At 34.7% G+C, this 23150-nt stretch carries 22 protein-coding genes; 17 read left to right on the forward strand and 5 right to left on the reverse strand.

Annotated features, from left to right (window positions below; translation table 11 throughout):
• The first annotated feature begins 287 nt into the window (after positions 1-287).
• Complete coding sequence (locus BUB48_RS01670; protein WP_073023836.1) at positions 288-1619, forward strand: hemolysin family protein; 1332 nt, start codon at positions 288-290, stop codon at positions 1617-1619.
• 25 nt (positions 1620-1644) lie between these two features.
• On the opposite strand, the gene BUB48_RS01675 is transcribed toward BUB48_RS01670, so the two are convergent.
• The 3 genes from BUB48_RS01675 to BUB48_RS01685 are packed head-to-tail and all read right to left on the reverse strand — an operon-like array spanning position 1645 to position 5512.
• Positions 1645-2940 (reverse strand): hypothetical protein, encoded by a 1296-nt coding sequence (locus BUB48_RS01675; protein ID WP_073023838.1) that lies wholly within the window; start codon positions 2938-2940, stop codon positions 1645-1647.
• A 29-nt stretch (positions 2941-2969) separates the two neighbouring features.
• A complete protein-coding gene (locus tag BUB48_RS01680; protein ID WP_073023840.1) occupies positions 2970-4886 on the reverse strand; it encodes an LTA synthase family protein in 1917 nt (638 codons plus the stop codon).
• A gap of 26 nt (positions 4887-4912) precedes the next feature.
• Entirely contained in the window at positions 4913-5512 is a 600-nt protein-coding gene (locus BUB48_RS01685) for a DUF1836 domain-containing protein (RefSeq protein ID WP_073023842.1), read from the reverse strand.
• Positions 5513-5792: 280 nt separating this feature from the next.
• Between BUB48_RS01685 and trhA the strand changes: the two genes are divergently transcribed.
• Positions 5793-6437: a PAQR family membrane homeostasis protein TrhA gene (gene trhA, locus BUB48_RS01690; protein WP_073023844.1), complete on the forward strand. Its 645-nt coding sequence runs from the start codon at positions 5793-5795 to the stop codon at positions 6435-6437.
• Between the two features lie 12 nt (positions 6438-6449).
• Here trhA and BUB48_RS01695 read toward each other — a convergent pair whose 3' ends face one another.
• Positions 6450-7286, reverse strand: a complete 837-nt coding sequence (locus BUB48_RS01695) for a ZIP family metal transporter (RefSeq protein ID WP_073023845.1) — start codon at positions 7284-7286, stop codon at positions 6450-6452.
• A gap of 173 nt (positions 7287-7459) precedes the next feature.
• On the opposite strand from BUB48_RS01695, the gene BUB48_RS01700 reads away from it, so the two are divergent.
• From BUB48_RS01700 to BUB48_RS17935, 8 genes are all read left to right on the forward strand, one after another.
• Entirely contained in the window at positions 7460-8200 is a 741-nt protein-coding gene (locus BUB48_RS01700) for a hypothetical protein (protein ID WP_073023847.1), read from the forward strand.
• Positions 8201-8259: 59 nt separating this feature from the next.
• Positions 8260-8820, forward strand: a complete 561-nt coding sequence (locus BUB48_RS01705) for a GNAT family N-acetyltransferase (protein WP_073023849.1) — start codon at positions 8260-8262, stop codon at positions 8818-8820.
• Positions 8821-8832: 12 nt separating this feature from the next.
• Complete coding sequence (locus BUB48_RS01710) at positions 8833-9540, forward strand: alpha/beta hydrolase (protein WP_073023851.1); 708 nt, start codon at positions 8833-8835, stop codon at positions 9538-9540.
• Positions 9541-9832: 292 nt separating this feature from the next.
• Complete coding sequence (locus BUB48_RS01715; protein ID WP_073023853.1) at positions 9833-10726, forward strand: DMT family transporter; 894 nt, start codon at positions 9833-9835, stop codon at positions 10724-10726.
• A 336-nt stretch (positions 10727-11062) separates the two neighbouring features.
• A complete protein-coding gene (locus tag BUB48_RS01720) occupies positions 11063-11971 on the forward strand; it encodes a helix-turn-helix transcriptional regulator (protein WP_073023855.1) in 909 nt (302 codons plus the stop codon).
• 185 nt (positions 11972-12156) lie between these two features.
• Positions 12157-12417, forward strand: coding sequence for a PepSY domain-containing protein (locus BUB48_RS01725; protein WP_073023857.1), 261 nt, complete (start codon positions 12157-12159; stop codon positions 12415-12417).
• 225 nt (positions 12418-12642) lie between these two features.
• Complete coding sequence (locus BUB48_RS01730; protein WP_073023859.1) at positions 12643-12873, forward strand: hypothetical protein; 231 nt, start codon at positions 12643-12645, stop codon at positions 12871-12873.
• Between the two features lie 123 nt (positions 12874-12996).
• Positions 12997-13164 carry a hypothetical protein gene (locus BUB48_RS17935; RefSeq protein WP_175548326.1) on the forward strand — a complete coding sequence of 56 codons (168 nt, stop codon included), beginning with the start codon at positions 12997-12999 and terminating at the stop codon, positions 13162-13164.
• Between the two features lie 135 nt (positions 13165-13299).
• Here BUB48_RS17935 and BUB48_RS01740 read toward each other — a convergent pair whose 3' ends face one another.
• Entirely contained in the window at positions 13300-14046 is a 747-nt protein-coding gene (locus BUB48_RS01740) for a hypothetical protein (protein WP_073023863.1), read from the reverse strand.
• Positions 14047-14274: 228 nt separating this feature from the next.
• Between BUB48_RS01740 and BUB48_RS01745 the strand changes: the two genes are divergently transcribed.
• The 7 genes from BUB48_RS01745 (at position 14275) to BUB48_RS01775 (ending at position 22921) form a co-directional block, all read left to right on the forward strand.
• Positions 14275-14469, forward strand: a complete 195-nt coding sequence (locus BUB48_RS01745) for an RNA polymerase sigma factor (protein ID WP_073023865.1) — start codon at positions 14275-14277, stop codon at positions 14467-14469.
• A 216-nt stretch (positions 14470-14685) separates the two neighbouring features.
• The gene (locus BUB48_RS01750) at positions 14686-15921 is read left to right on the forward strand and encodes a tetratricopeptide repeat protein (protein ID WP_073023867.1); all 1236 of its coding nucleotides are present in this window, start codon (positions 14686-14688) and stop codon (positions 15919-15921) included.
• 699 nt (positions 15922-16620) lie between these two features.
• Positions 16621-17805, forward strand: coding sequence for a tryptophan synthase subunit beta (gene trpB / locus BUB48_RS01755; RefSeq protein WP_073023869.1), 1185 nt, complete (start codon positions 16621-16623; stop codon positions 17803-17805).
• A 464-nt stretch (positions 17806-18269) separates the two neighbouring features.
• Complete coding sequence (locus tag BUB48_RS01760; protein ID WP_073023871.1) at positions 18270-18968, forward strand: response regulator transcription factor; 699 nt, start codon at positions 18270-18272, stop codon at positions 18966-18968.
• A 17-nt stretch (positions 18969-18985) separates the two neighbouring features.
• Complete coding sequence (locus BUB48_RS01765; RefSeq protein WP_073023873.1) at positions 18986-20044, forward strand: sensor histidine kinase; 1059 nt, start codon at positions 18986-18988, stop codon at positions 20042-20044.
• Positions 20045-20184: 140 nt separating this feature from the next.
• Positions 20185-20952, forward strand: coding sequence for an ABC transporter ATP-binding protein (locus tag BUB48_RS01770; protein ID WP_073023875.1), 768 nt, complete (start codon positions 20185-20187; stop codon positions 20950-20952).
• Positions 20939-22921 carry an FtsX-like permease family protein gene (locus BUB48_RS01775; RefSeq protein WP_073023877.1) on the forward strand — a complete coding sequence of 661 codons (1983 nt, stop codon included), beginning with the start codon at positions 20939-20941 and terminating at the stop codon, positions 22919-22921. Before BUB48_RS01770 ends, BUB48_RS01775 begins: the two co-directional genes overlap by 14 nt.
• The last annotated feature ends 229 nt before the right edge of the window (positions 22922-23150 follow it).

A 23150-nucleotide genomic window follows, 5' to 3' on the forward strand; every position in this document is an offset into this window, starting at 1 on the left:
ATTCTTATCATAGAACATAAATGTGATAAAATCTTTTTGGCTTTACTGGTATTTATATTTATATCCGGTTTGAGACAAGAACTATTATCTTTTAGATAAGGGCTCTTGTCTAAATTTTGTCAATAATACATTATTTGCATTAGATTATTAATGACAGAAGATAAAAATCAATCTAAAAAGGCAATACTAAAATATATCCTTAGAAATTGGGGTTAATCCTAGCTTGGCACGCATATGAATAAATAGTATAATATATAAAAAATACTTTATTAGGGGGAATTTTTTTAATGGACGTAGACCTGTGGTCGCAAATTTTAGTTATTTTATTATTAATAGGTGTCAATGCTTTTTTTGCTGCATCAGAAATGGCAATAGTATCAATCAGACAATCTAAGCTGAAACCTCTCATTGAAGACGGAAATAAAGCAGCAAAAATCGTAGACAGATTTATCCAAGAACCAAGCAAATTGCTTGCTACCATTCAAGTAGGAGTTACGTTTGCAGGATTCTTTGCCAGCGGTTTGGGTGCTCAAACCATTGCGGTATATTTGGCCGATGTTTTGAAAAAGTCAAATATTCCGGTAATAACTTCATATGCAGACACAATAGCCTTTCTTGTGATAACCCTTATAATCTCATATATCACTCTGGTTTTGGGTGAGCTTGTACCTAAGAGGTTGGCATTGGAATGGTCTGATAAAATCGCACTTTTCGTTGCAAGGCCTATCTTGTTTTTCTCCAAAGTTGCATATCCCATAGTTAGACTATTGACAGGTTCAACAAACCTTGTGGTTAAGCTGATGGGTGGAACTTCAAAAAGTCATGAAGACGAGATAACCAAAGAGGAAATTCGTCTTATGATAAATGCAGGAGAAGAAAAAGGCATTATCAGAGAAACGGAGACAGAGATGATAAATAGCATCTTTGAATTTGACGATACAGTTGTAAAGGAAGTAATGACACCTAGAACCGATATTGCAGCTGTCGGCATAGATGCTACTTTAGACGAAATACTTGATGTAATACTGGAAGAGCATTTCTCCAGGATACCTGTATATGAGGAAACAATTGACAATATAGTGGGGATATTGTATATTAAAGATCTATTCAGCATGATGAAAAACGGAAAAGAGTTTAAAGCTGAACTAAAAGATTTAATCAGACCTGCTTATTTTGTTTCCGAATATAAGAAAATTGATGAGCTGTTTAAGGAAATGCAGAAGTCAAAGATCCATATTGCAATAGTAATTGATGAGTATGGTGGTACAGCAGGACTCATAACCATTGAAGATCTTCTTGAGGAGATCGTTGGTAATATTTTCGATGAATATGATGACGAAGTATTGGAATTCGAACAGATTGATGATAATACATACCTTATAAACGGTATGCTCAGCATAGATGAAGTAAATGACATAATGGATATTGATCTACCTGAAGATGAACTTGAGTTTGATACCATAAGCGGTATGTTTTTAAGCCTGTCAGGCAAAATGCCTGAAGTGGGAGATGAAGTTCAATTTGAAGATGTATATTTCAGAATTGAAGAAGTGGAAGATAAAAGAATAACAAAAATAAGAGCTATAAAACAGCCTCATAAGGCAGATGAAGAAAAATAACCGGTATGAAAATACCGGTTATTTTTTAATTGATATTATAATTTCTCATTTCTCTTCCAAAATGTTTCAGATGTCCATTATCGCCATCGAAAACTATTGAATACAATGTACCTTTATACTCAACATGTGCTTCATATTCTAACTGTCCTGCTATATTTCTTATTAGGATAATTTCTTTTACCTGACATTTGTCATTAAGCTTGTTTATAATATCTTCTTTATTTATACTAGGCATTGTAATTTCTTTATTTTCATGATGGATTATCTCAAACTTGCTTATTATGCCATGAGATTCAATAACAAGAGTAATTTTTTCCATTTCATCATATATATCATCAATTTTCCTAATATATGAATAAGCTATGCTATCCAGTTTTCCTTCATCGTCATATTTTGATTGTTTGTCATACAGAAACACTCTATCATTAAATCTTGATACTATCGTGTCAGCTCTGTTATCCAGTTCGTTTTCTGAGTATATGTTTGAGGGCACCCAGAATTCTATGGCCTGAACAGTGATTTTGCCGGTATTTTTTTCATAGAGGATTTCGTATTTTACTTCATTATCCCTTATGCCAGGTTTTTTTTCATATGAAGTTTCAGTATTGGTATAGAATCTATATACATCAATGTATTGTCCTGAATTATTATCGTATTCCAGTGGTTTAGGCTCTACGAGTTTTGAAAATATCTGTTCACAGTAAAACTTTGCCTCTTCTAAATCATCATCTTTGAAACTTCCTTTGTAACTTTTCAGCATTATGTATTTATCATTATTGAGTAGATCATCAGCTTTCTGACAATAGCTGCTGTATATTTTTATAATATCCCTTTTTATTTGCTTATATTTCTTAATATTCCAATTATCGTTAAGATCTCCCATAATACTTTTATGCTCTTTAATCAATTCAGTATTATAGTCATATAGAATTTCTAGATATCTTTGCTCTGAGACATCAATACTGCTATCACTTATTATGCTCTTTATGTTATCATCCAACTGGAAGTAAAACTCATAAAAGTCATATATAGTTTTACCATCTCCATAATCAGAGGTATAGAGATTTGATCTGGTCAAATTCCTAAGGATGTTTTTATTTATAAACTCATTATTTTCATTAAATGTATGATCAAGAAGCAATAACTGGCATATGTTATCATTGAGATTTTCTAATTCTTTACCAAAATGGTCAAAATCATAATACATTATGCTTTTTAGATCATTATAGGCACTGGCATAACGTTTAGCATAAAAAGAAGCAAATATTATTACAGCATACGATAGAACATAAAATATCTTCTTTAATAATCCTTTATTCACATAAACACTCCTCATATAAAACTTTATCACTATTTAGACACATACTTATAGTAATCCGTTTCAAGAATTTTGGCTGAATAATAGAATTTGCTATCTACTATATTCTTAATATTATTTACATAATCTTCATCAACTTTTGCATCAGGTTTAGGTGTAAAGATTCCTTTCAAAGAATTATAGCGGCCTTTGTCAGTGATAAAGCTCTTGCTTTCAAACATGACGAGAGGTTCCGCATCAGAAAAAATATCCCTACCCATAAGTAACCTAGAATCGTAATCCAACCCCATGAGATTAGAAATGGTGGGAAGTATATCTAAGCTGGAACAAGGTTTATCAATTGTAACAGGTTCCATTCCGCTTGTATAGAGTATGAAATGATTCTTATACAATTCAAAATCTCTATCCACCTTATGACCGGCAAGCAGATCTATATCTTTTAAATCCAGACCATAGGGATAATGGTCAGAACTTAAGGCTATGAGAGTTCTGTCTGCCACACCTGAATCCTCCAGCTTATTGAGCAAATATTCCAAAGCTCTATCCAACTCTATCTGGCAGGCTACATAAGCCTTGCCAGCTTGGGAATATGGCAGATTCTCAACCAGTTTTCTATTCTTTGCTGCCATGGCATTACCGGTAAAGCTATATCTCATATGCCCACTGACAGTCATATAATATGCATGGAAAGGTTCCTTGTTTATGTACTCAGGTATTGTCATTTTCATCATCTCAAGGTCTGATGCTGGCCATGATGTCTTTATATCAAGTCCATTTCCAACGCCTTTGTATTCATAGCCCATATTGGGATGAGATAAGTTTCTTTTGTAATATGTATAGGTATTATTATGATAAGCTTTTGTAGTGTAACCTAATTTTTTTAACTGGTTGCCCATGGCATAAGGCATGTATCTATTGGCAGATACTATGAAGCTCCAAACTCCCCTTTTAGGTATCAGACCTGTGCATGCCACATATTCACCATCGGAAGTGCTTACGCCCCATATTGGCGTATAAAAATCTGTAAAGTGATAACCTTCGTGGACCATCTTGTATAGAGTTGGAGTCACATCCTTATGCACAGCATAGGGAGAAAAGGATTCTGCGGTAATGAGGATAAGATTATATCCCTTGTACTTTCCCGTATAATCATTTTTCTTAGTAGGCTTTACATTCATAAAATAATTGTGCATTTTCTCTATTGTTTCATTCTGCTCGTTGGAAATGAGTTTCACAAAATCTATGCCCAATGTGTTATATTTGATTTCCTCAGCTGTAGGGTCGGGCTCATCAATGATTTTCCCAGAGTGTATTATTTCCTTTGGTTCTGCTATTTTAGGAGACCAGCCAAATATAAGCCTTTGGATATCCAACCTCATATAAGTGATCAATCCAAGTTTTTTCACAGACATGAGAGGATAATCGTTGTTGAAATATAAGTCGTAGGCTGAATATTGATTTTTTTGTCCTGAACATATAAAAGCAACACCGATTATGTGGAATACAATGGCACCACAAATTATAATAAGTCTGGTTTTCATGGTTATGCCGGCAAAAATCATGAACTCCTTCAACCAGATCATGGATATGCATGGAATGAATGATAATATAATCCATGATATGTTGTTAGCCATTAGAGCTAGTATATCTCTCCAGAATTCTATGATCTGTCCTGCATTACCTACTGAAAATAAGGTGTAAAATGTCTTAAACAACTTATAATAAAGTATTTGGGAGGCAAATATAAGAGCCCACAATATCATAATAGCCATAGTGATAATATAATTGATACTGCTGCTGAAAGCGGTACATATTATATAAGAAATAAATGCAAAGGGTACAGAAAATATTAGTGAAATCAAAAAACCCGAGGAAAAGAAATCTTCTCCAAGGGAGGCTCTTAGTATGGTCTCCAGATAGAATAATGAAACAATAAAGTATATTAACATATAAACCGCCTTCTATATTTTATATACTAATTATTTTTATCACTGAAATACTCATCTATTATGCTTTCTGCGAGCCTTTTATTAAAAGCTGCTTGGGCAGTAAGGGCTAAAACAAGAAGCATTAAGATATCTTTATCATTATTGGAACCAATATTCTTTTCAGAGGATATGGCTAAAACGTGGTCCAACACATTGCTGAAATAGTCGCTGCAGTTTTTCATATCATCCTCCTTTATTGCAAGATATGCAGCATATAGCTCGTCTAAATTCTTCTTAAGATGCCCTTTAGTATCATTGGCTTTATTGAAAAGTGGATCAAAAAGTAGCTTTATATCATTGATTGACAATATCTGTTTCAAGTTATAGATCAAAGACAAAAGAATCATATGATTCTTATTATACTTTTTATTCTTTGGGGGCATAATAATTTTCGATTTTGTATAGTTATTTATCATTGTTTTTGTAAGAACTTTTTCAGATGGTTCCCTTTTTGTATCTCCAAGCTTATCATCAAATAATGTTGTTACCTGATCTACATATAGATCAATACTAGGTATATCAGAAAGCTGGATATCCTTACATGATGATAATCTTTCCACCATACTCAACAATGTATCTTTATTCATTTGCATCATCTCCACTTTAATATTCAATATTGAACCAATATTCTTAAATTTGTCCTAGAAACGATAAAATCAGTACGGATTTGACCAATACTTATTGAGTCATATCCTTTACTGAATGAAACTCATCCAACAATATAATACTACATAAATAAAAATAATAATAATATATTTTTTCTAAACTATTGAATAATTTGTATAAAAGAGTTATTATAAACATAACATATAGTATTAAATACTACATAATCAAGTTTACGATAAATGAGTAGAAAGGATGATGTAAATGTTACAAAAACTAAGAGAGCCTGTAAGTGGATTGACTCATCTCATAGGAGCAATCTTATCTGTTGTCGGAATGTTTTTTCTTGTGTCTTCTGCAGTCAGTAAAGGAAGTGCCAGTTGTATTGTTTCAGTATCTATATTTGGATTAAGCCTCATACTGTTATACACCGCGAGTTCACTATATCACTTGCTTTCCATATCCAAGAAGGGTATTGAGATTCTAAGAAAAATAGATCATATGATGATTTATATACTGATAGCAGGAACATATACTCCTGTGTGTTTGATGGGGTTAAAAGACAGGTTAGGTATAGGACTTCTCATCGGCATCTGGTCTTTAGCAATAATAGGTATAATACTGAAACTGGTATGGTTTAATGCTCCGAGATGGATCTATACTTCCTTTTATGTTTTGATGGGCTGGATTGTAATTATAGCCATTGCACCTTTGATAAGGGCCATACCTTTGAGGGGAGTTGGACTGCTTGTTGCGGGTGGCATATTTTATACTATAGGAGCCATAATTTATGGATTGAGATGGCCTCTCCGTAATAACAAATATTTTGGTTTTCATGAAATATTCCACATATTTGTCATGCTGGGAAGCCTATCTCATTACATCTTTGTTCTTGACTTTCTGGCATAGGGCTTTGATATGTTAACCTAATGTATTATCCAAAAACATCATTACTACAAAACCTATAAGTAATGTATGAGTGGCAAGTTTTGAGCTGCCTTCATGGTTTTGAGTTTCCGGTATGATTTCATTGCTTATGACAAATAGCATAGCCCCTGCTGCAAAAGCCAAGGTAAAGGGCAAGACAGGTTTTGCTATTTGCACCAGTGTAACTCCTATAAGGCCTCCGATGGGTTCTACTAATCCTGTGGCTAAAGCCACTAGAAATGCTTTGAATTTTGAGCATTTTTCTCTAAGCAAAGGCAAAGCTACTGCTAAACCTTCAGGAAGATTTTGAAGTCCTATACCAATAGCCAAGCTTATACCATTGGCTATATCTCCATCACCAAATCCAACACCCACTGCGAGGCCTTCAGGAAAGTTGTGTATAGTTATGGCAACAATAAAAAGCCATATTTTGCGCATTGCAGGACTCATCTCAAATTTGGACAGAAAGCTTTTCTTGTATCCATTTCCGTTATGTTCCTTACCGTTTACTGCATTAGTTAGCAAATTGGTATCCGGAAAAAATTTATCAACAAAGTCAATGAAGAATCCTCCACATAAAATTCCTATTAGCGTTATGGTGGCTCCAGGTATTCCTCCGCCACCTTTTTCTATGGCAGGAACTATCAAGCTGAAGGATGTGGCAGCCAGCATTACTCCTGCAGCAGCTCCTAATAGAGCGTCTAATAGCTTTCGTGAGATGTTTTTAGCGAAAAATATAGGCAAGGATCCAATGCCTGTGGCCAAGCCTGTGCATGTACTTGCGATTATACCAAGGTATACAAGATTATATTGTGATAAGCGTTCTAACATTGATAAACCCCCTTTTTATCCGCTAATTACATATTATGAATTGAAGAAGTTAAGGTTACTGCTAGAATGCAATTAAAGGAAACATAGGCAAACAGAAATGATTGGTATATAATAAAAAGAAGGATAAAATTGGTACAGTTTCTAAAGTTTTATGGTATCTAAGGGGGGATATAATGTTCAGGGGTATCAACCGGTTAGTTATATTGATATTTGTGCTAAGTGCAATATATCCAGCAGGAGTTTTCGCTAATTCGGCAGAACCACCTGGTTTTACCATCATAGTATCAAATCCGCCTGCAGATTTGTCATTATATATACTCTTTCCGGATGAACAGGGAGTAGCTCCAATTTTATTAAGCAAAGAAGGCAAAGGGTGGGAAGCATATTACCGTTTCTATTACCATATGAACCCTACAAGAAGTAAAAATCTAGAAAAGGCTGTCCTTAAAGTTCAGTCCGATGAGAAAAGCTTTCAATGTCCTTTGCCTACAACAACTTTTAAGATGTATAATAATCTGCTTACACTGGATTTAGAACAGGAAAGCCTCAAAATAGGTCAATCACCGTTAAGAGTCCCGCTGTTGGTTTCAATGCGGGTGGTGTTCACATTGATAATTGAAGGTTTGATTTTTATTTTATTTGGATATCGAAAGAAAGATAGTTGGATTACTTTTTTTATCATTAATTTGATTACTCAGGGAGGTTTGAATGTTCTCTTGACGGGGCCTGATTTAGCTAATTATTGGGTGATTGCTTTCATTTTTAGTGAGATTATTGTTATAGTTACAGAAGCTATAGCCTTTGCATCATTAGTGAAGGAGTTTAAAAAAAGAAAAGCAGTCTTATATGCTATTTTAGCTAATATTGCAAGCTTGATAGCAGGTGGATTACTCATTTCCTATTTACCTGTATAAAACTATGTATATAATATAAAACAAGATTTAATTTTTGTCTTGAAGGGAAGTGAAAGCATATGTTAAATCATATGGGAACAAAAAAGCTGGAAACAAAAAGACTTATACTTAGACCATTTACTGAAGAGGATGCTGTAGATATGTATAACAATTGGGCATCTGATCCCGAGGTGACCAAGTATCTTACCTGGCTTACCCATAGCAGTTTGGATGTAACAAAAAAAGTTATTGGTATGTGGGCAAGTAGTTATGATAACCCTGAATATTATCAATGGGCAATAGAACTCAAAGAAAAAAGAAGTGTAATAGGCAGTATCAGCCTGATGAATATTGATAATAATATAGATAATTGTGAAGTGGGATACTGCATAGGCAGGGCTTTTTGGAATCAGGGATTAGTCACTGAGGCATTCATGGCTGTAATAGACTTTGCATTTAAAGAAGTTGGTTTTAAACGTATAACAGCACGTCATCATGTGAACAATGATGCTTCTGGCCGTGTTATGGAAAAATGTGGTCTTAAATATGAGGGTACATTGAGAAAAATAAGCAGAAACAGCCAAGGTCAATTGGTAGATTGCAAATACTATTCAATATTGAAGGAAGAATACTTAGGCTAAAAGGGATGATACATGGAGAATAGCAAAGTCGGATGTCTTATAATTCATGGGTTCGGTGGAAGCATATATGAAGTTGAACCCTTAGCCGAATATCTGGCTAAGGAAGGTTTTGTGGTATCATGTCCGCAATTGAGTGGACATACAGGAAGAATACAAGATATGAAAAAAGCTACATATGAAGATTGGATAAGTTCGGCAGAGGAAGAGCTATTGAAGTTGAAAGAGAGAGCTGATGACATATCAATCGTTGGTTTTTCTATGGGTGGTCTTATTGGAGTTAATCTTGCCTGTAAACATGATATTAAAGCTTTAGTAACAATAAACACACCTATACATTATTGGAATTTGAACAGGGTGTTTCTAAATCTGATAGAAGATATAAAGAATAGGAAGACTGACAATTTGCAGAGATACATGAGAGCAAGGAAAAACTCGCCTGTTGCTGCTATGTATAATTTCCTGCTTCTTCTCAATCAGACTAAACCTTTATTATGCAATGTGAAATGCAACGTATTGCTTATTCAAGCCAAGGATGATGATACTGTGAGAATGAAAAGTGTTGACTATTTATATGAGTATTTGTCTTCGGAAAATAAGAAAATAAAATACTATGATAAGGGTGGTCATCAAATATTGAGAAGTCAATCAGCAGATGAAGTAATTACGGATGTGACAAGCTTTTTAAAGTCATTGAAAAGCAATATTGAGTTTCCCGACTAAGAGTAATATAATGATAAATGGAAATACTTAAGCAGGAGGTCGTCAATATGAAAAAATTATTTGCTAAATCCCATTATAAAATTGCGCGACCTATAGCTAAGTATTGCTGTATTATGTAAACTATAGTTTTGAATATTAATAGAGCCATAGGTACGTGCGTATTTATGGCTTTTGTATTCTTAGGAAATGTGCTTTCTTAAAAGATAAGAGACTCTGCCGTCCAAGGGAGCAATAATGTTTCCTAGATAAAATGCTGAGAAGCAATCTTTTAACTTGCAAGGAGGGATATACTATGAAAAAGCAGATGAAGGCGGATTTGATGCTTCTTTTGATTACGGTCTTCTGGGGAGCTTCATACATGCTTACAAAATTAGGCCTTGGAAATTTGCAGCCATTTAATCTTACTGCCTTGAGGTTCATAATCGCATTTGTACTATCAGCGGTTGTATTTCATAAGCAGGTATTTTCAGCTGATAAGAAGACTATTAAATATTCTTTAATATTAGGTATGCTTTTGGTGGGCATGTTCATATCCATGACCTATGGTTTGCAGTATACTACAGCTTCAAATGCCGGTTTCCTCATAAGTCTTTCTGTGGTTCTGATACCTATTATTTCTTATTTATTTTTAAAGCAGAACATTGAGAAGAGAATCATTTTAAGTATATGCTTAGTGGTTATAGGCATAGCATTATTGACCCTCGATACCCAGTTCAGAATTAATGTGGGAGATTTGCTTTGCATATTGTGTGCACTTTTTTGTGCTGTTCATGTAGTGGTGTTAGGAATATATACAAAAGAAGTGGATTCAGTGGCATTAGGAATCTTACAGCTTGGTTTTGCAGGATTTTTCTGCATAATCATATCCGTGCTCACTGAAAACATGAAGTTTCCAGATACTCCAATATCCTGGCTTTCTGTTTTGATGCTAAGCATATTCTGCACTGCTGTAGGATATATTGTCCAATCTACAGCACAGCAATATACAACTGCAATTCACACTGGTCTTATACTGTCATTGGAGCCGGTTTTTTCCGCCATATTATCAAACATATTTTTAAATGAAACACTTGCTCCAAGAGGATATGCAGGTGCTTTCCTCATGCTGATAAGTGTTCTAAATGCAGAATTGGATTTGAAGAGTGTTTTTCAAAGAAAAGCTAAGGAGAGAAGCATGTTACCTTGAGGTTAATATATAGCTGTCTGAGTTTTTTGATAAACTTATAATAATAGTTTACCATGTTATGACAGCATTTTGGTCGGTATATATAAAGATGGATGCATGGATAAGGAGAGTCGAAGGATTATGAATTTTGATGTACTAAACTATCATTATAGTTGTAAGAGATAATGAATGTTTTGGATTTTGGCCTTAATTTTCAGACAACCTTGGATATAACAAAATAGGAGGAGCTACAGAAAGTAGGACAAATGGAGCGGTTCTGGTTTGGCAACATCATGACAACGCAGGTCAAGAAATTGGTGCTTTACAAGTGATATATTTTAATGGAGAGGTGAAATCATGGAAAGCTGGGAAAAGATTAATGGGGTTCAGCGAATGCAGGATTACATTGAAAAGCATATCAATGAAAACATTACTCTTAAGATGTTGGCACAGGCTTCAGGTTATTCGCCATGGTATAGCTCAAAAATTTTCAAAGAACTGGTAGGTAAGACTCCTTTTGAGTATATTAGATTAGTAAGGCTTTCAAAGGCAGCAGAAAAGCTAAGAGATAAGAATGTTAAGGTAATAGATGTGGCTTTTGATTTTGTATTTGACTCCCACGAGGGCTTTACCAGAGCTTTTTCCAAGCAATTTGGCATATCTCCCCATAGTTATAAAAAGGTAGTGCAACCTGTTAATCTTTTCATGCCTGAGCGTATTCGTGATTATTACCTGAAAAAGCAAAAAGGAGACGATAGAATGTCTAAGGATTATAATGTGAATACTGTATTTGTTCAAGTGGTTGACAGACCTGCAAGAAAACTAATACTAAAAAGAGGGATTAAGGCTACACATTACTTTGAGTACTGTGAGGAAGTGGGGTGTGATGTCTGGGATATATTATCAGGCATAAAAGAAGCACTCTATGAACCCATAGGCATGTGGCTGCCAGAAAATCTCATAAAACCGGGAACCTCAGTATATGCACAAGGGGTAGAAGTTCCTGCAGATTATGCAGGACCTGTGCCTGAAGGATTTGAAATAATAGAACTTAAACCTTGCAAAATGATGGTATTCCAGAGTCAGCCCTATGATGATGAAAAGTTTGAAGACGCTATAGATGAAATATGGGAAGTTATGAAAAGCTATGATCCCAAGCTGTATGGATTTGAATGGGCCGATGAAGACAGTCCAAGATTTCAGCTAGAACCTCAAGGCTATAGAGGATATATTGAAGCAAGACCGGTAAGGCGGATAGAAAGATAAATAATTGCTGAGAGGTAGGAGGATAAGCTCCTATCTTTTTTTATATCACATAGTAAAGTATACTATCCTTCTTAACAGGAGATATATCCTTTTAAGAATAAAGCTAAATACATTAATTGAGGAACACATTAGAAGCTTATGAATACAATAATAATGAGGATTTTTGTTTTGGAGGGATTTATCAGATGTTTTATGGCTTCAACAATAACATGTATTATAGTATCTGGGATAATTATTGGAGGGTCAACCGTATTAATAGCGAGGCAGCCATTCAAATTGCATTGCAGAGAGTTCCCGACCGAGTGGTTAAAGTTGAATTAGACTATGAAAATGGTAGATTGGTTTATGAGGTTGATATACGCAATCAATCAGGTTTATATGAAGTTCATGTTGATGCCATAACAGGGCGGATACTAAAAGTTGAAAGAGAAGATAATTGGGATTAAAACTTCACAGTGATTCTGATAATTATTACTATATTTTAAAGTTAGTTACCACTTATATGGTGGAATTAACTTTTATTTATTTGTGAACAATTTTTTATGTAGATAAAATGTTTATCTAATGCAGCAATGTGGCACTTATAAAGTTGCCATTATAACCAATAAATGTTAAAATACATGAAAAGATATATGAGTAACATTTTTGCTTCTCATAAAGGAGTGAAATAGATGGGTAATGAGGTATGTGCCATCTGGGTATTAGATGATATAACCAATACAAAATTGAATGATATTTTAAAGATTTTGGATACATTTGGTATTGAATATAACCCTATTTATGGCCATATTACTTTTTCATATTTCATTATTGTGGATGTAGATGAGATAATACAATATACCAAAAAATATGCAGCCGATAAAAGAACCTTTAATATCAACTGCTCAGCATTAGCACTATAAACAACGAAGTGCATTGCTTGTATACCTTCATTTTCATTGGAACTATATGAATATTATAAAGAATACCATCAGGAATACGATTCCTATTGCAATGCATGGACAAGTGTCAGCAAAGGAATGTGGTTGCCCCATATATCATCATACAGCAGCGAAAAAGATGAATTGGCAGCCATAATCAGTGAAATGTCCAAGACTTTTGTCCAGTCTACTGGCAAGATCAGCAGATTGGAATTATCCATTGTGAATGAAAATGGTTTTAATATAGTGTATTCCTATGATTTGAAGGGATAAGCATTTATAATATCACTGTAATAAGTTGATTTATTTAAAGGATAATGTTGATTTCAATGAAAAAGGGCAGAACTTCCAATCAGCTGGAAGTTCTGAGTGATTTTGTAATAATCTAATGTAGTAAAGGCCTTTATACTAAAATAAAGAGTTTATATCAAAATACTCTGTTAAGGTTACTTTTTTACCTTCTTTAAACCACTTATGATATTCATGAAAAACTAACTTTATATCGTTGTTGGCATGCACTTCTACCAAGAATTTAACTGCAAGATAACTGCGCCAATAATCAAACATAGTACTTGATAAGGTGCCTTGATAGGAACAACTTCCAAAGTCCTTCAATGAATGATTCCCATATTCATCTTTAAATGCTTCAAACAATTCCCTCTCTATATCAGTTATCTCATTGAATTCATCTTCACTTAACAATATTTTTCTGGGCAGATAAAAGCACATGCCTTCCTCAAACCATATACCGCTTTCTTTTTCGTCATCAAAGTCATCTAGAAATAGATCAGAGTGCTGTGTAAGCTCGTGTGTTAATATAATAAGCAGTTCCGACTCTGTATGGTTTTCATAAAATCTTTGCACATGGGGTAGTTTTTTCCCGTCTAATTGCTTTATAAAAATTTTCCGCCATGTTTCTATATCAGGTACCATATAAATTAAGTCTTTATTTGTGTAGGCTGGGATAGGTATTTCGGAAAAAACAGTAGTTGCTAATTCTTCAGTTGTCCATAAAACACCCTTGGGTAAATCTACCAAAGCATATTCTCTTTCGAGTATTTCACGATAGTCATTCAATTTCTTACATAACTGCTGTATGGTATCTTCATGTTTTTTATATTCATCCATTGATTCAAATGCATATATGTGTTTCATTTGCAATTACAACCCCTTTATAAGAGGATCATTTTCCTCTTTAACTCTTGTTGATTCATTCAACTAAACATACATATGTCTTTTCAGTTTCAACAATGTTAAACATATTGTCTTTTTTCATTTTAATCTATTTAAGTTTATTGGAGCAAACTTTTTAATTTTATCCAAAAAATGCAACTGAAATGGCAGCATTGGTGTCTAAACTAAGGGAGTGAGAAAGAGTTCTATGTGGATTATTTCGAAGATACTCCTGATGATGTCTGGGATGAGAACAAGCTGCTGGAAGGAATTCAAAAAGCCAATATAGTCAGCTTGATAAAAAATCTCCCTAGTAAGTACAAAGAAGTATTGATATTGCATTATTACCAAGATCTAAAGGTTGAAGAAATAAGCCATATACAGGTGAGCCTTCAGGTACTATAAAAAGTAAGCTCCATAGAGGTAGAAGCATGTTGAAGAGCATGCTGCAGTATTTTATGAGAAATCATTGTTTCTAACTCCTGATTTTTAAGAAGCGGTAAGAATATTTATGATTACGCAAGTATTCTGTCCGCTGGTGCAACAGAATACTCTCTATGCAAAATATTCCCCTATGGAAATGGTGGAGTAGGAAACAACAAGGTACCTACAGAAGAAGCTTTGAATACAGCGATAAATCTCTATAGAAATCTTATTGAAAATCACAGTTATGACCCCTGGGCTAAACGGGCTTATGTAAGGCTGGCGGAAATATATCTTTATATGGGAGAATATGAAGAGGCGGAAAAGTATCTGCTGTCAGAAAAAGACAAGGCAGATTCTAATTTCATCTATGATCTGTATAATTCATGGGGAAAATATGACAAGGGGATAGAATTACTGGAAGATTTGATTCAGAGCAATAATAGCAATTTTGATATTGATTATTATGATAACCTGGCTCAGTTATATATTCAATCTCAAAAGTATGAAGAGGCCATAAAAACTTATAAAAAAGCGTTAGCTAGAATTGAAGATTTTGAAAAAAGATATGAAGGAGAAGAATGTTCTACAATAGAAAAGGAAAGACTCAATAGAAAAATTGCAAAGGCAGAAGAATTGAGAAAGGGAGAAGTTATAACCGGTGAATGCAGAGGGAGAGTCATAGTAGATGGAATAGGCGTAGAAGGTGTAAGGGTGTATATTAAGGATAAATTCATATATGAGGAAGAGTTCATTGGCGGCAGCATTGGCCTTCCCTTTACACTAACTGATAAAGAAGGATACTATTTAATTGATAATTTATTGCCATGGGAATATGACATTGGAATAGGCATAAATCCTGAGAGAATATTTGGTAAAGCCTACTTAGGCAGCAAAGACAACCTAAGTATCCTTAAACAGGCGGGAGTTTTGGTAAATAATTTTGAATTCAATACTGCCATAGAGATTTTATCTCCTGATGACAAAATAGAAGTAGTGGAGGACAGAATGGATATTAGCTGGCGACAGATTGGTGGAGCTGCAAGCTATGGTCTTGTGATAGGATTAATAAATGAAAATGGATATATAAGCTCTGTTTATATGAAAGATATTGATGGTAAAGCTGATACTGATTCCAACAAAGTGACTATATATAGAGAGCAGCTTGGGCCTCACTTTATGGGGTTTTTATCCTTTTATGATGATGATACTCCTACACCTGAGACATTGTTGGGTTTTTATGGTGGAGCAAAGGTATTATATGGTATTGAAGCCTACGATGAGGATGGCAACCTCATAGGGAGCAGCATGCCTGTTATAAAATCGGAGAAATATCCAAGATATTTTGTATTGATTAGTCAAGAACTTGAAGGAGATAAATTGATAAAGAAAAAAATATCAAGAAGCAAGGGACTGGTTTTTAGATTATCTTGATAGAAATCCAAAGGATAGTCATTCTCTCTACGTATTGACTCAGTACTACAAGCATTGTGAGAGAAATAATGATAAAGCAAAAGAGTTTCTCAATAGATTGTATGAGATAACAGGAGTGGAAGAATACAAGACACAGATGGAGTTTTTTGATAATTAGTTGGGCAAATAGTTCTAATTCATAATGTCATACCATATTATTCAAGTATGACATATTTACAAAAAGAGTATAGAGCAGTATAATATAAACTATATGAAAAATCAATGATTGAAAGAGTACTTATGGAAGGGTGGCACAGCGAGCCGGCGGATGGTGCAAGGTTCGGAGCATTTCAACCATAAGGAATGGGTTCATGAGATGCAAGGTGAAACAAGTAAAATTGGAGTATCTGATGCCGCATCCCTGCGTTATTGGGGTAGGATATCAAGCATATATGCTTCGTATCTGATAAAAGTGAGATTTGGAGTAAATTAGGTGGCATAGCGAAACATGTAGCGTTTCGTCCTGATAGGGCGAAGCGCTTTTTATTTACTTCAATCTAATTTGGGTGGTACCGCGGAAAAGGCCTGTTTTCGTCCCATATGTGGATGAGAACAGGCCTTTATATATTTGTAAAAATGGAGGTGAAATCATGTTTTGGTGCAATAAATGAAAATCAATGAAAAGAAATTAGAATAATTTTTGTAGGGAGGAAATTTAGTATGGATAAGAATTTTGGAAGATTTGGAGGACAATATGTGCCTAAAGCTTTAGTAGAACCTCTTGCTGAATTGGAGGAAGCATTTGAAAATTACTGTTATAGCGAAGATTTTAAAAATATATATAAAAAATATTTAGAAGAATATGTGGGAAGACCATCACTTCTCTATTATGCAGATAGGTTAACAAAAAAACTGGGAGGAGCAAAGATTTATCTGAAGAGGGAAGACTTAAATCATACAGGAGCACATAAAATCAACAATGTTATAGGCCAGATTCTTCTTGCAAAGTATATGGGCAAGAAAAGAGTAATTGCTGAGACGGGTGCAGGGCAGCATGGCGTAGCAACGGCCACCGGAGCAGCATTGTTTGGCATGGAATGTACCATATATATGGGAGAAGAGGATATGAGAAGGCAGAAGCTAAATGTTTTTAGAATGAGGATGCTGGGAGCGGAAGTTAAAGCTGTCGCATACGGAACAGGAACCCTCAAGGAAGCAGTGGATGAAGCTTTTGAAGAGTACATGAAAAGATATGATGATACTTTTTATGTGGTTGGTTCTGCAGTAGGTCCTCATCCCTATCCCCTGATGGTGAGGGAATTTCAAAAGGTTATTGGTGAGGAAGCCAAGGCTCAGATACTTGAAGTGGAAGGAAGGTTGCCTGACTATATAATAGCCTGCGTTGGGGGCGGTAGTAATGCCATAGGATTGTTTCATGATTTTATCAAGGATGATGAAGTAAGAATTATAGGAGTTGAAGCGGCAGGCCATGGCATTGAATCAGGAGAGCATGCCTGTGCCATTGAGGGAGGAAAGATAGGCATACTTCATGGAATGAAAACCTATATAATGGCTGATGATAATGGAAATATTAAGCCTGCCTACTCGATATCCGCAGGGCTTGATTATCCTGGAATAGGCCCGGAACATGCGTATCTCAAGGATATAGGAAGAGTAAAGTATGTTTCAGTGACTGATGATGAGGCCATGGAAGGATTTAGAATGCTCTGCGAAACGGAGGGGATAATCCCTGCCATAGAAAGCTCCCATGCATTGGGCTATGCAGTTTCGGAAGTTCCTAAAATGAATAAGGATGAAATAGTAATAATCAATTTATCTGGACGTGGAGACAAAGATGTGAATACAGCATATAAATATTTTGAGAAACACGGATTTTATTATTGACCATTAGAAGTCACGAAATACAATGAAGTGTACAAATTATATACTATAGCAAAATAGAACAAGCATTTGTGCAGTTCACAAAGGTATTGATTTTGTAAACTCTAAAGATCATATTCTGGTAAGAATCTAACACCTTTCAATGGATACCCATGTCCTGGAAGGCTAGGATAATATCCGTGCTGCCCATACCATATTTCTAAGAACATTTTGATAAGAGCTTATGAAAAATCAATATATATTATTATTTGCACAAATGCTTATTCTATTATCTATATGGTATAAGAGAAAACAGTGCTCTTTAGTGCTTTTAGAGGTTTCAAAATACCCAAAAGGATTACACTAATATCACGTAGCACCCAGCTTACAGCCCTTAGCAAAATGGAATAGGAATACCCTAGCCAATTCAACCCAAAATATGATAAAGTTTAAATGTAATACGATCATAAGCAATATGAGGTGTTGCTATGTATAAGATAATGATAATCGAAGATGATAAAAAGCTTCAGGAGCTTATCAGGAGTCATCTGGAAAAATACGGTTATGAAACATGTACAGTTAAAGACTTTTCAGATATAAAAAAGGAATTTATAAACAATAACCCTAATTTGATTCTCATGGACATCAATCTCCCATACTTTGATGGATTCTACTGGTGCAGGGAGATAAGAACCGTTTCAAAGGTTCCTATAATATTCATCTCTGCCAGGGATTCAGACATGGATCAAGTCATGGCCATAGAAAACGGTGGCGACGATTATATTACAAAACCCTTTTCCTATGATTTGCTCATAGTAAAGATAAAGGGAGTAATAAGACGAGTTTATGGCGAGTATTCAGAAAACAACCACATGGAGATTTTTGAGGTAGATGGACTCTATATGCACATCAATAAAAATATTGTAGAGTACAATGGAAAAAAGGTTGAACTTAGCAGCAAAGAATTTTTGCTTCTTTATTCGCTGTTGAAGAATGTGAATAACATAGTTTCCAGAGAGCAGCTTCTGGAAATATTATGGAATGATATTGATTTTGTAGACGATAACACATTATCAGTGAATATGACCAGGCTGAGAAAAAGGCTTGAAGACATAGGAATCGTAGATGCCATTGAGACAAAGCGGGGACAGGGTTATAGGATGATAAGCAACTGGGACAAAAGATGAGATAGGAGCTGTGTCTGATGAACTTTCTTAAGCATATGAAGGATAGAATAGGCTATTTGATAGTTTATTTTATAAACACCCTATTGATAATACTAACTATGAATCTGACTTTGATTATCAGTCATGTGCATGTTACAAGAGGAAACATATTATACGCATTCCTCATATCAACGGTGCTATTTATAATATTCATGATATATGACTACTTAAGGATGAAACCCTTTTATAGCTACTTAAACAGAGCTTTAGATGGAAAAGGTGATTTAGACAGCATATTGAATATTTCTGAAACCCGAACGGAAGAACAGGCAATTTTTAATCAAATATTGGAAGAATCCTATAGAGGTTATGCTGATAAGCTTGCGAAATATGAAGAAAATCAAAAACAATATGTATATTTTATAAACCAGTGGGTACATCAGATGAAAACCCCTGTATCCGTAATCAATCTTCTAATTCAGGATAAATCAAATGAAAACATAAATGGTACTTTGGAAAGCATAGCAGAAGAGAATGAAAAAATAACCCATGGCCTTGAAATGATGTTGTATAATGCCAGATTAACTCAGTTCAATCTGGATTTTAAGGTTGACAAGGTAGATATATTATCCCTTGTCAGACAGGTTATAAACAACAATAAGAAATCCCTGATAAGACATTCCATATATCCGAAAATAATTTGTTCAGAACCGGTATATGTAGAAACCGATAGCAAATGGATAGTTTTTGTAATAAACCAAATATTGGTCAATGCCATCAAATATTCAAAGGATGTAGATCTGGAAGAAAAACATATAACATTTGAAATAAAGGATGAAGGAAATAAGATAGTGCTGTCCATTGAGGATCAGGGAATTGGCATACCAAAGGAAGACAGGAGTCGAGTGTTTAATGCCTTCTTCACCGGCAAAAACGGAAGAAAGACCTCGGAATCCACAGGAATGGGAATGTATTTATCCAAGAGAATATGCAACGAGCTGGGACACGGCTTAACCTTTGAATCAGAGGAGGGAAAAGGGACCAAGTTCTTTATCATTTTTTATAAAGGCAAAACCATATTCAACACCGAAGCCTAGTTGTACTTATATTTCAAAACTGTAAGATAAGTAGTTATTTATGAAAGGAAAATCGATACTAAGATTTCCTTTTTTTCTTTAAAATAAACATGAAAGTTAACCCATGGGATAAATGTTGAGATGAATCGGAGGTAATGAACATGTCGGTATTAAAGGCTGAAAACATAACCAAGATATACGGCGGTAAAAAAGGAGCATTGAAGGTAAAGGCTCTGGATAATTTTAGCATAAACATAGAAAGTGGGGAGTTTGTAGGAGTAATGGGGCCTTCAGGCAGTGGAAAAACCACTTTGTTGAATATATTGGCCACAATAGACACACCTTCTTCCGGAGAGTTATATATAAATGATACTAATCCTATGAAGTTGGATGAAAAACACACAGCTCTATTCAGGAGAAGGACCTTAGGATTCATATTTCAGGACTACAATTTATTGGATACATTGTCTCTTAAAGAAAATATCATACTTCCCTTAGCTTTGGAAAAAGTAGATCCTAAAATTATAGAAGATAAGGTTAATGATATGGCAGAGATTCTAAATATAAAAGATATTTTGAATAAAAAACCTTATGAAGTATCAGGGGGTCAGCAGCAAAGGGCAGCCATAGCTCGTGCTCTTATACACAATCCATCCATAATCCTTGCGGATGAACCAACGGGAAATTTGGATTCCAAAGCTTCAAATGAAGTCATGGAATCTCTTAAAAGCCTTAATGAAGAGAGAAAAGCTACAATCATGATGGTAACCCATGATCCATTTGCAGCCAGCTTCTGCCATAGGATTGTGATGATAAAGGACGGCAAGTTTTTCTTGGAAATAGTAAAAGGCAGTAACAGGCATGCATTTTTTAAAGAAATATTGGATTCTCTTTCTTTGCTGGGAGGTAATTATAATGACATTGCGTGATATTGCATATAAAAACATCAAAGGTAATTTTAACAGATATGTGATGTACTATCTCAGCAATACCCTTGTAGTCATGGTTTTTTTCATATTTGCCAACTTCATATTCAATCCTACGGTATCCAAAGTAGGAACGCTTGGCCTAAAGGGTGTTATGGTAGCAAACTCTATGATATTATGTGAAGTTTTGATAATGGTGTTTACTGTGTTGTTTACCTATTACTCCATGGTCGGCTTTCTGAAGTCAAGGGAAAAAGAGTTTGGCCTTTTATCAACCTTTGGGCTTACTAAAGGAGATATAAGGAAATATGTAATATATGAAAATCTTATTGTTACCTTTGTATCAGTTATTACCGGACTTCTTTTGGGAATATTGTTTTCTAAGCTGTTTTTCATGGCTATAACAGTTATCATGGCTTTTGATGGAGAAATCCCCTTTAGCATATCCTTAAAGGCTGTGGGAACAACGATATTGAGCTTTGTTGCTTTGTTTCAGGGAATGAGCGTTCTTGTTACACTGCGAATAAAAAATAATAATATAGCTGAATTATTGAAAGGTTCAAGAGTCGCCCAGGAAGCACCCAAATTCTCAATGCCTAAAACTATTCTGGCTATAGTGTTTATTGCTGTCGGCTATATTATGGCCATACTATCAGGATATATGATTATATTGACAATGTTTCCTATATTGTTTTTTACTGTTACAGGAACTTATTTCTTATTTACCCAATTTAGTGTTTTTATGACTACAAAGATTAAGAATAACAAAAGAACCTTCTATAAAGGAACTAACATTATCACTTTATCACAGATAGTACACAGGCTTAAAGACAATGCCAAAGTATTGTTTATAGTAGCCATCCTTGGAGCCGTTACTCTTACTGCCTCTGCTACAGTTTATTCAATCCAGCAGAGCATTAAATATAAATTATTTCTAAAGAATCCTCATGATGTGAGCTTTATGGAAATCGGAGCGGGGTTAAACGATATGTCTATATTAGAAAAAACGGAAGATATATTTAGAGAACATGGGCTTTTGCTGAAGCATAAAAATCAGGTTTTGTTAATAAAAGCCACAAGACAAGGCGAGCTAAAATTACAGAAGGGTAGAAATGTGTCAAATCCATATTTGAAGCCAAATACAGAGGATTTTTATATAATGGCCAATTCAGATTATAATAAACTGGCAGAACAATTTAAGAAGCAAAAAGTGACATTAGCCCAAGGAGAGGTTTATATAAACTCCCACCAGTTTAACATTATAGGGATTAAAAGCGAGAAGGTTTTTGTAGGCAATGAGTTTATTACATTAGGTATAAAGGGAGAGAATTATAAGTTTAAAATAAAAGATGAATCCATCGGAGGAGTAATTGATGCTGATAACAATAAGACCAATGTAGCTATAGTCAATGATAAGGATTATGAAAGCTTTAGGGCAAAAGCTGAAAAAGAAGACGAAATAATGTATTATGGATATAATATTGAGGATTGGCAAAGATCCAAAAAGGCCGTGGAGGAAATTGCTTCAATAGTACCTGAAAATGAAAATATTATATTTAATGACAGAATCAGAGACTTCGTTGACCTAATGCAGGGTATGTCCTTGTTCTTATTCATAGGAACCTTCATATCAATACTATTTTTCATTGCTACAGGAAGTATCATATACTTTAAAATGTTCAACGAAATCAGAAATGACAGATTGGAGTTTATATCATTAAAGAAGATAGGAATGGCCTACGACGAGATAAAACAAATTGTATCAAGGCAATCTTTTATTGTGTTCTTTCTACCCTTTGCGGTGGCATTTGCTCATTCAACCTTTGCCATAATTGCTTTGAGCAATCTCCTTGGAAACAATATAACCTTGTATTTTCTAACAGTTGTGGCCATATATTTAGTATTTCAGACCCTTTACTATGTCTTTGCAAAAACCATGTATCTCAAGCAGATAAAGAATTTTGAGATATAACTGCAGAAAGATCTGGGAACATATGAGTGTCATATGCTTCTCAGGTCTTTTCGATTATAGGCTTTAAATTGTTGAGCATGAACGGGTTTCTCGAGGGAGAAATAAGCCATGGGAAACAATAAACTGCACGCTATGGGGGGATCGACAGAAGTTACGCAAAAATCGCCTTTCTGTTACAATAGGGCTGTTCAAGCTACTATAATGAAGCAGTTGCTCAGAGCCATGCCAA

This window comes from Lutispora thermophila DSM 19022 (assembly GCF_900142105.1).
In the GTDB taxonomy this organism is placed as follows: domain Bacteria; phylum Bacillota; class Clostridia; order Lutisporales; family Lutisporaceae; genus Lutispora; species Lutispora thermophila.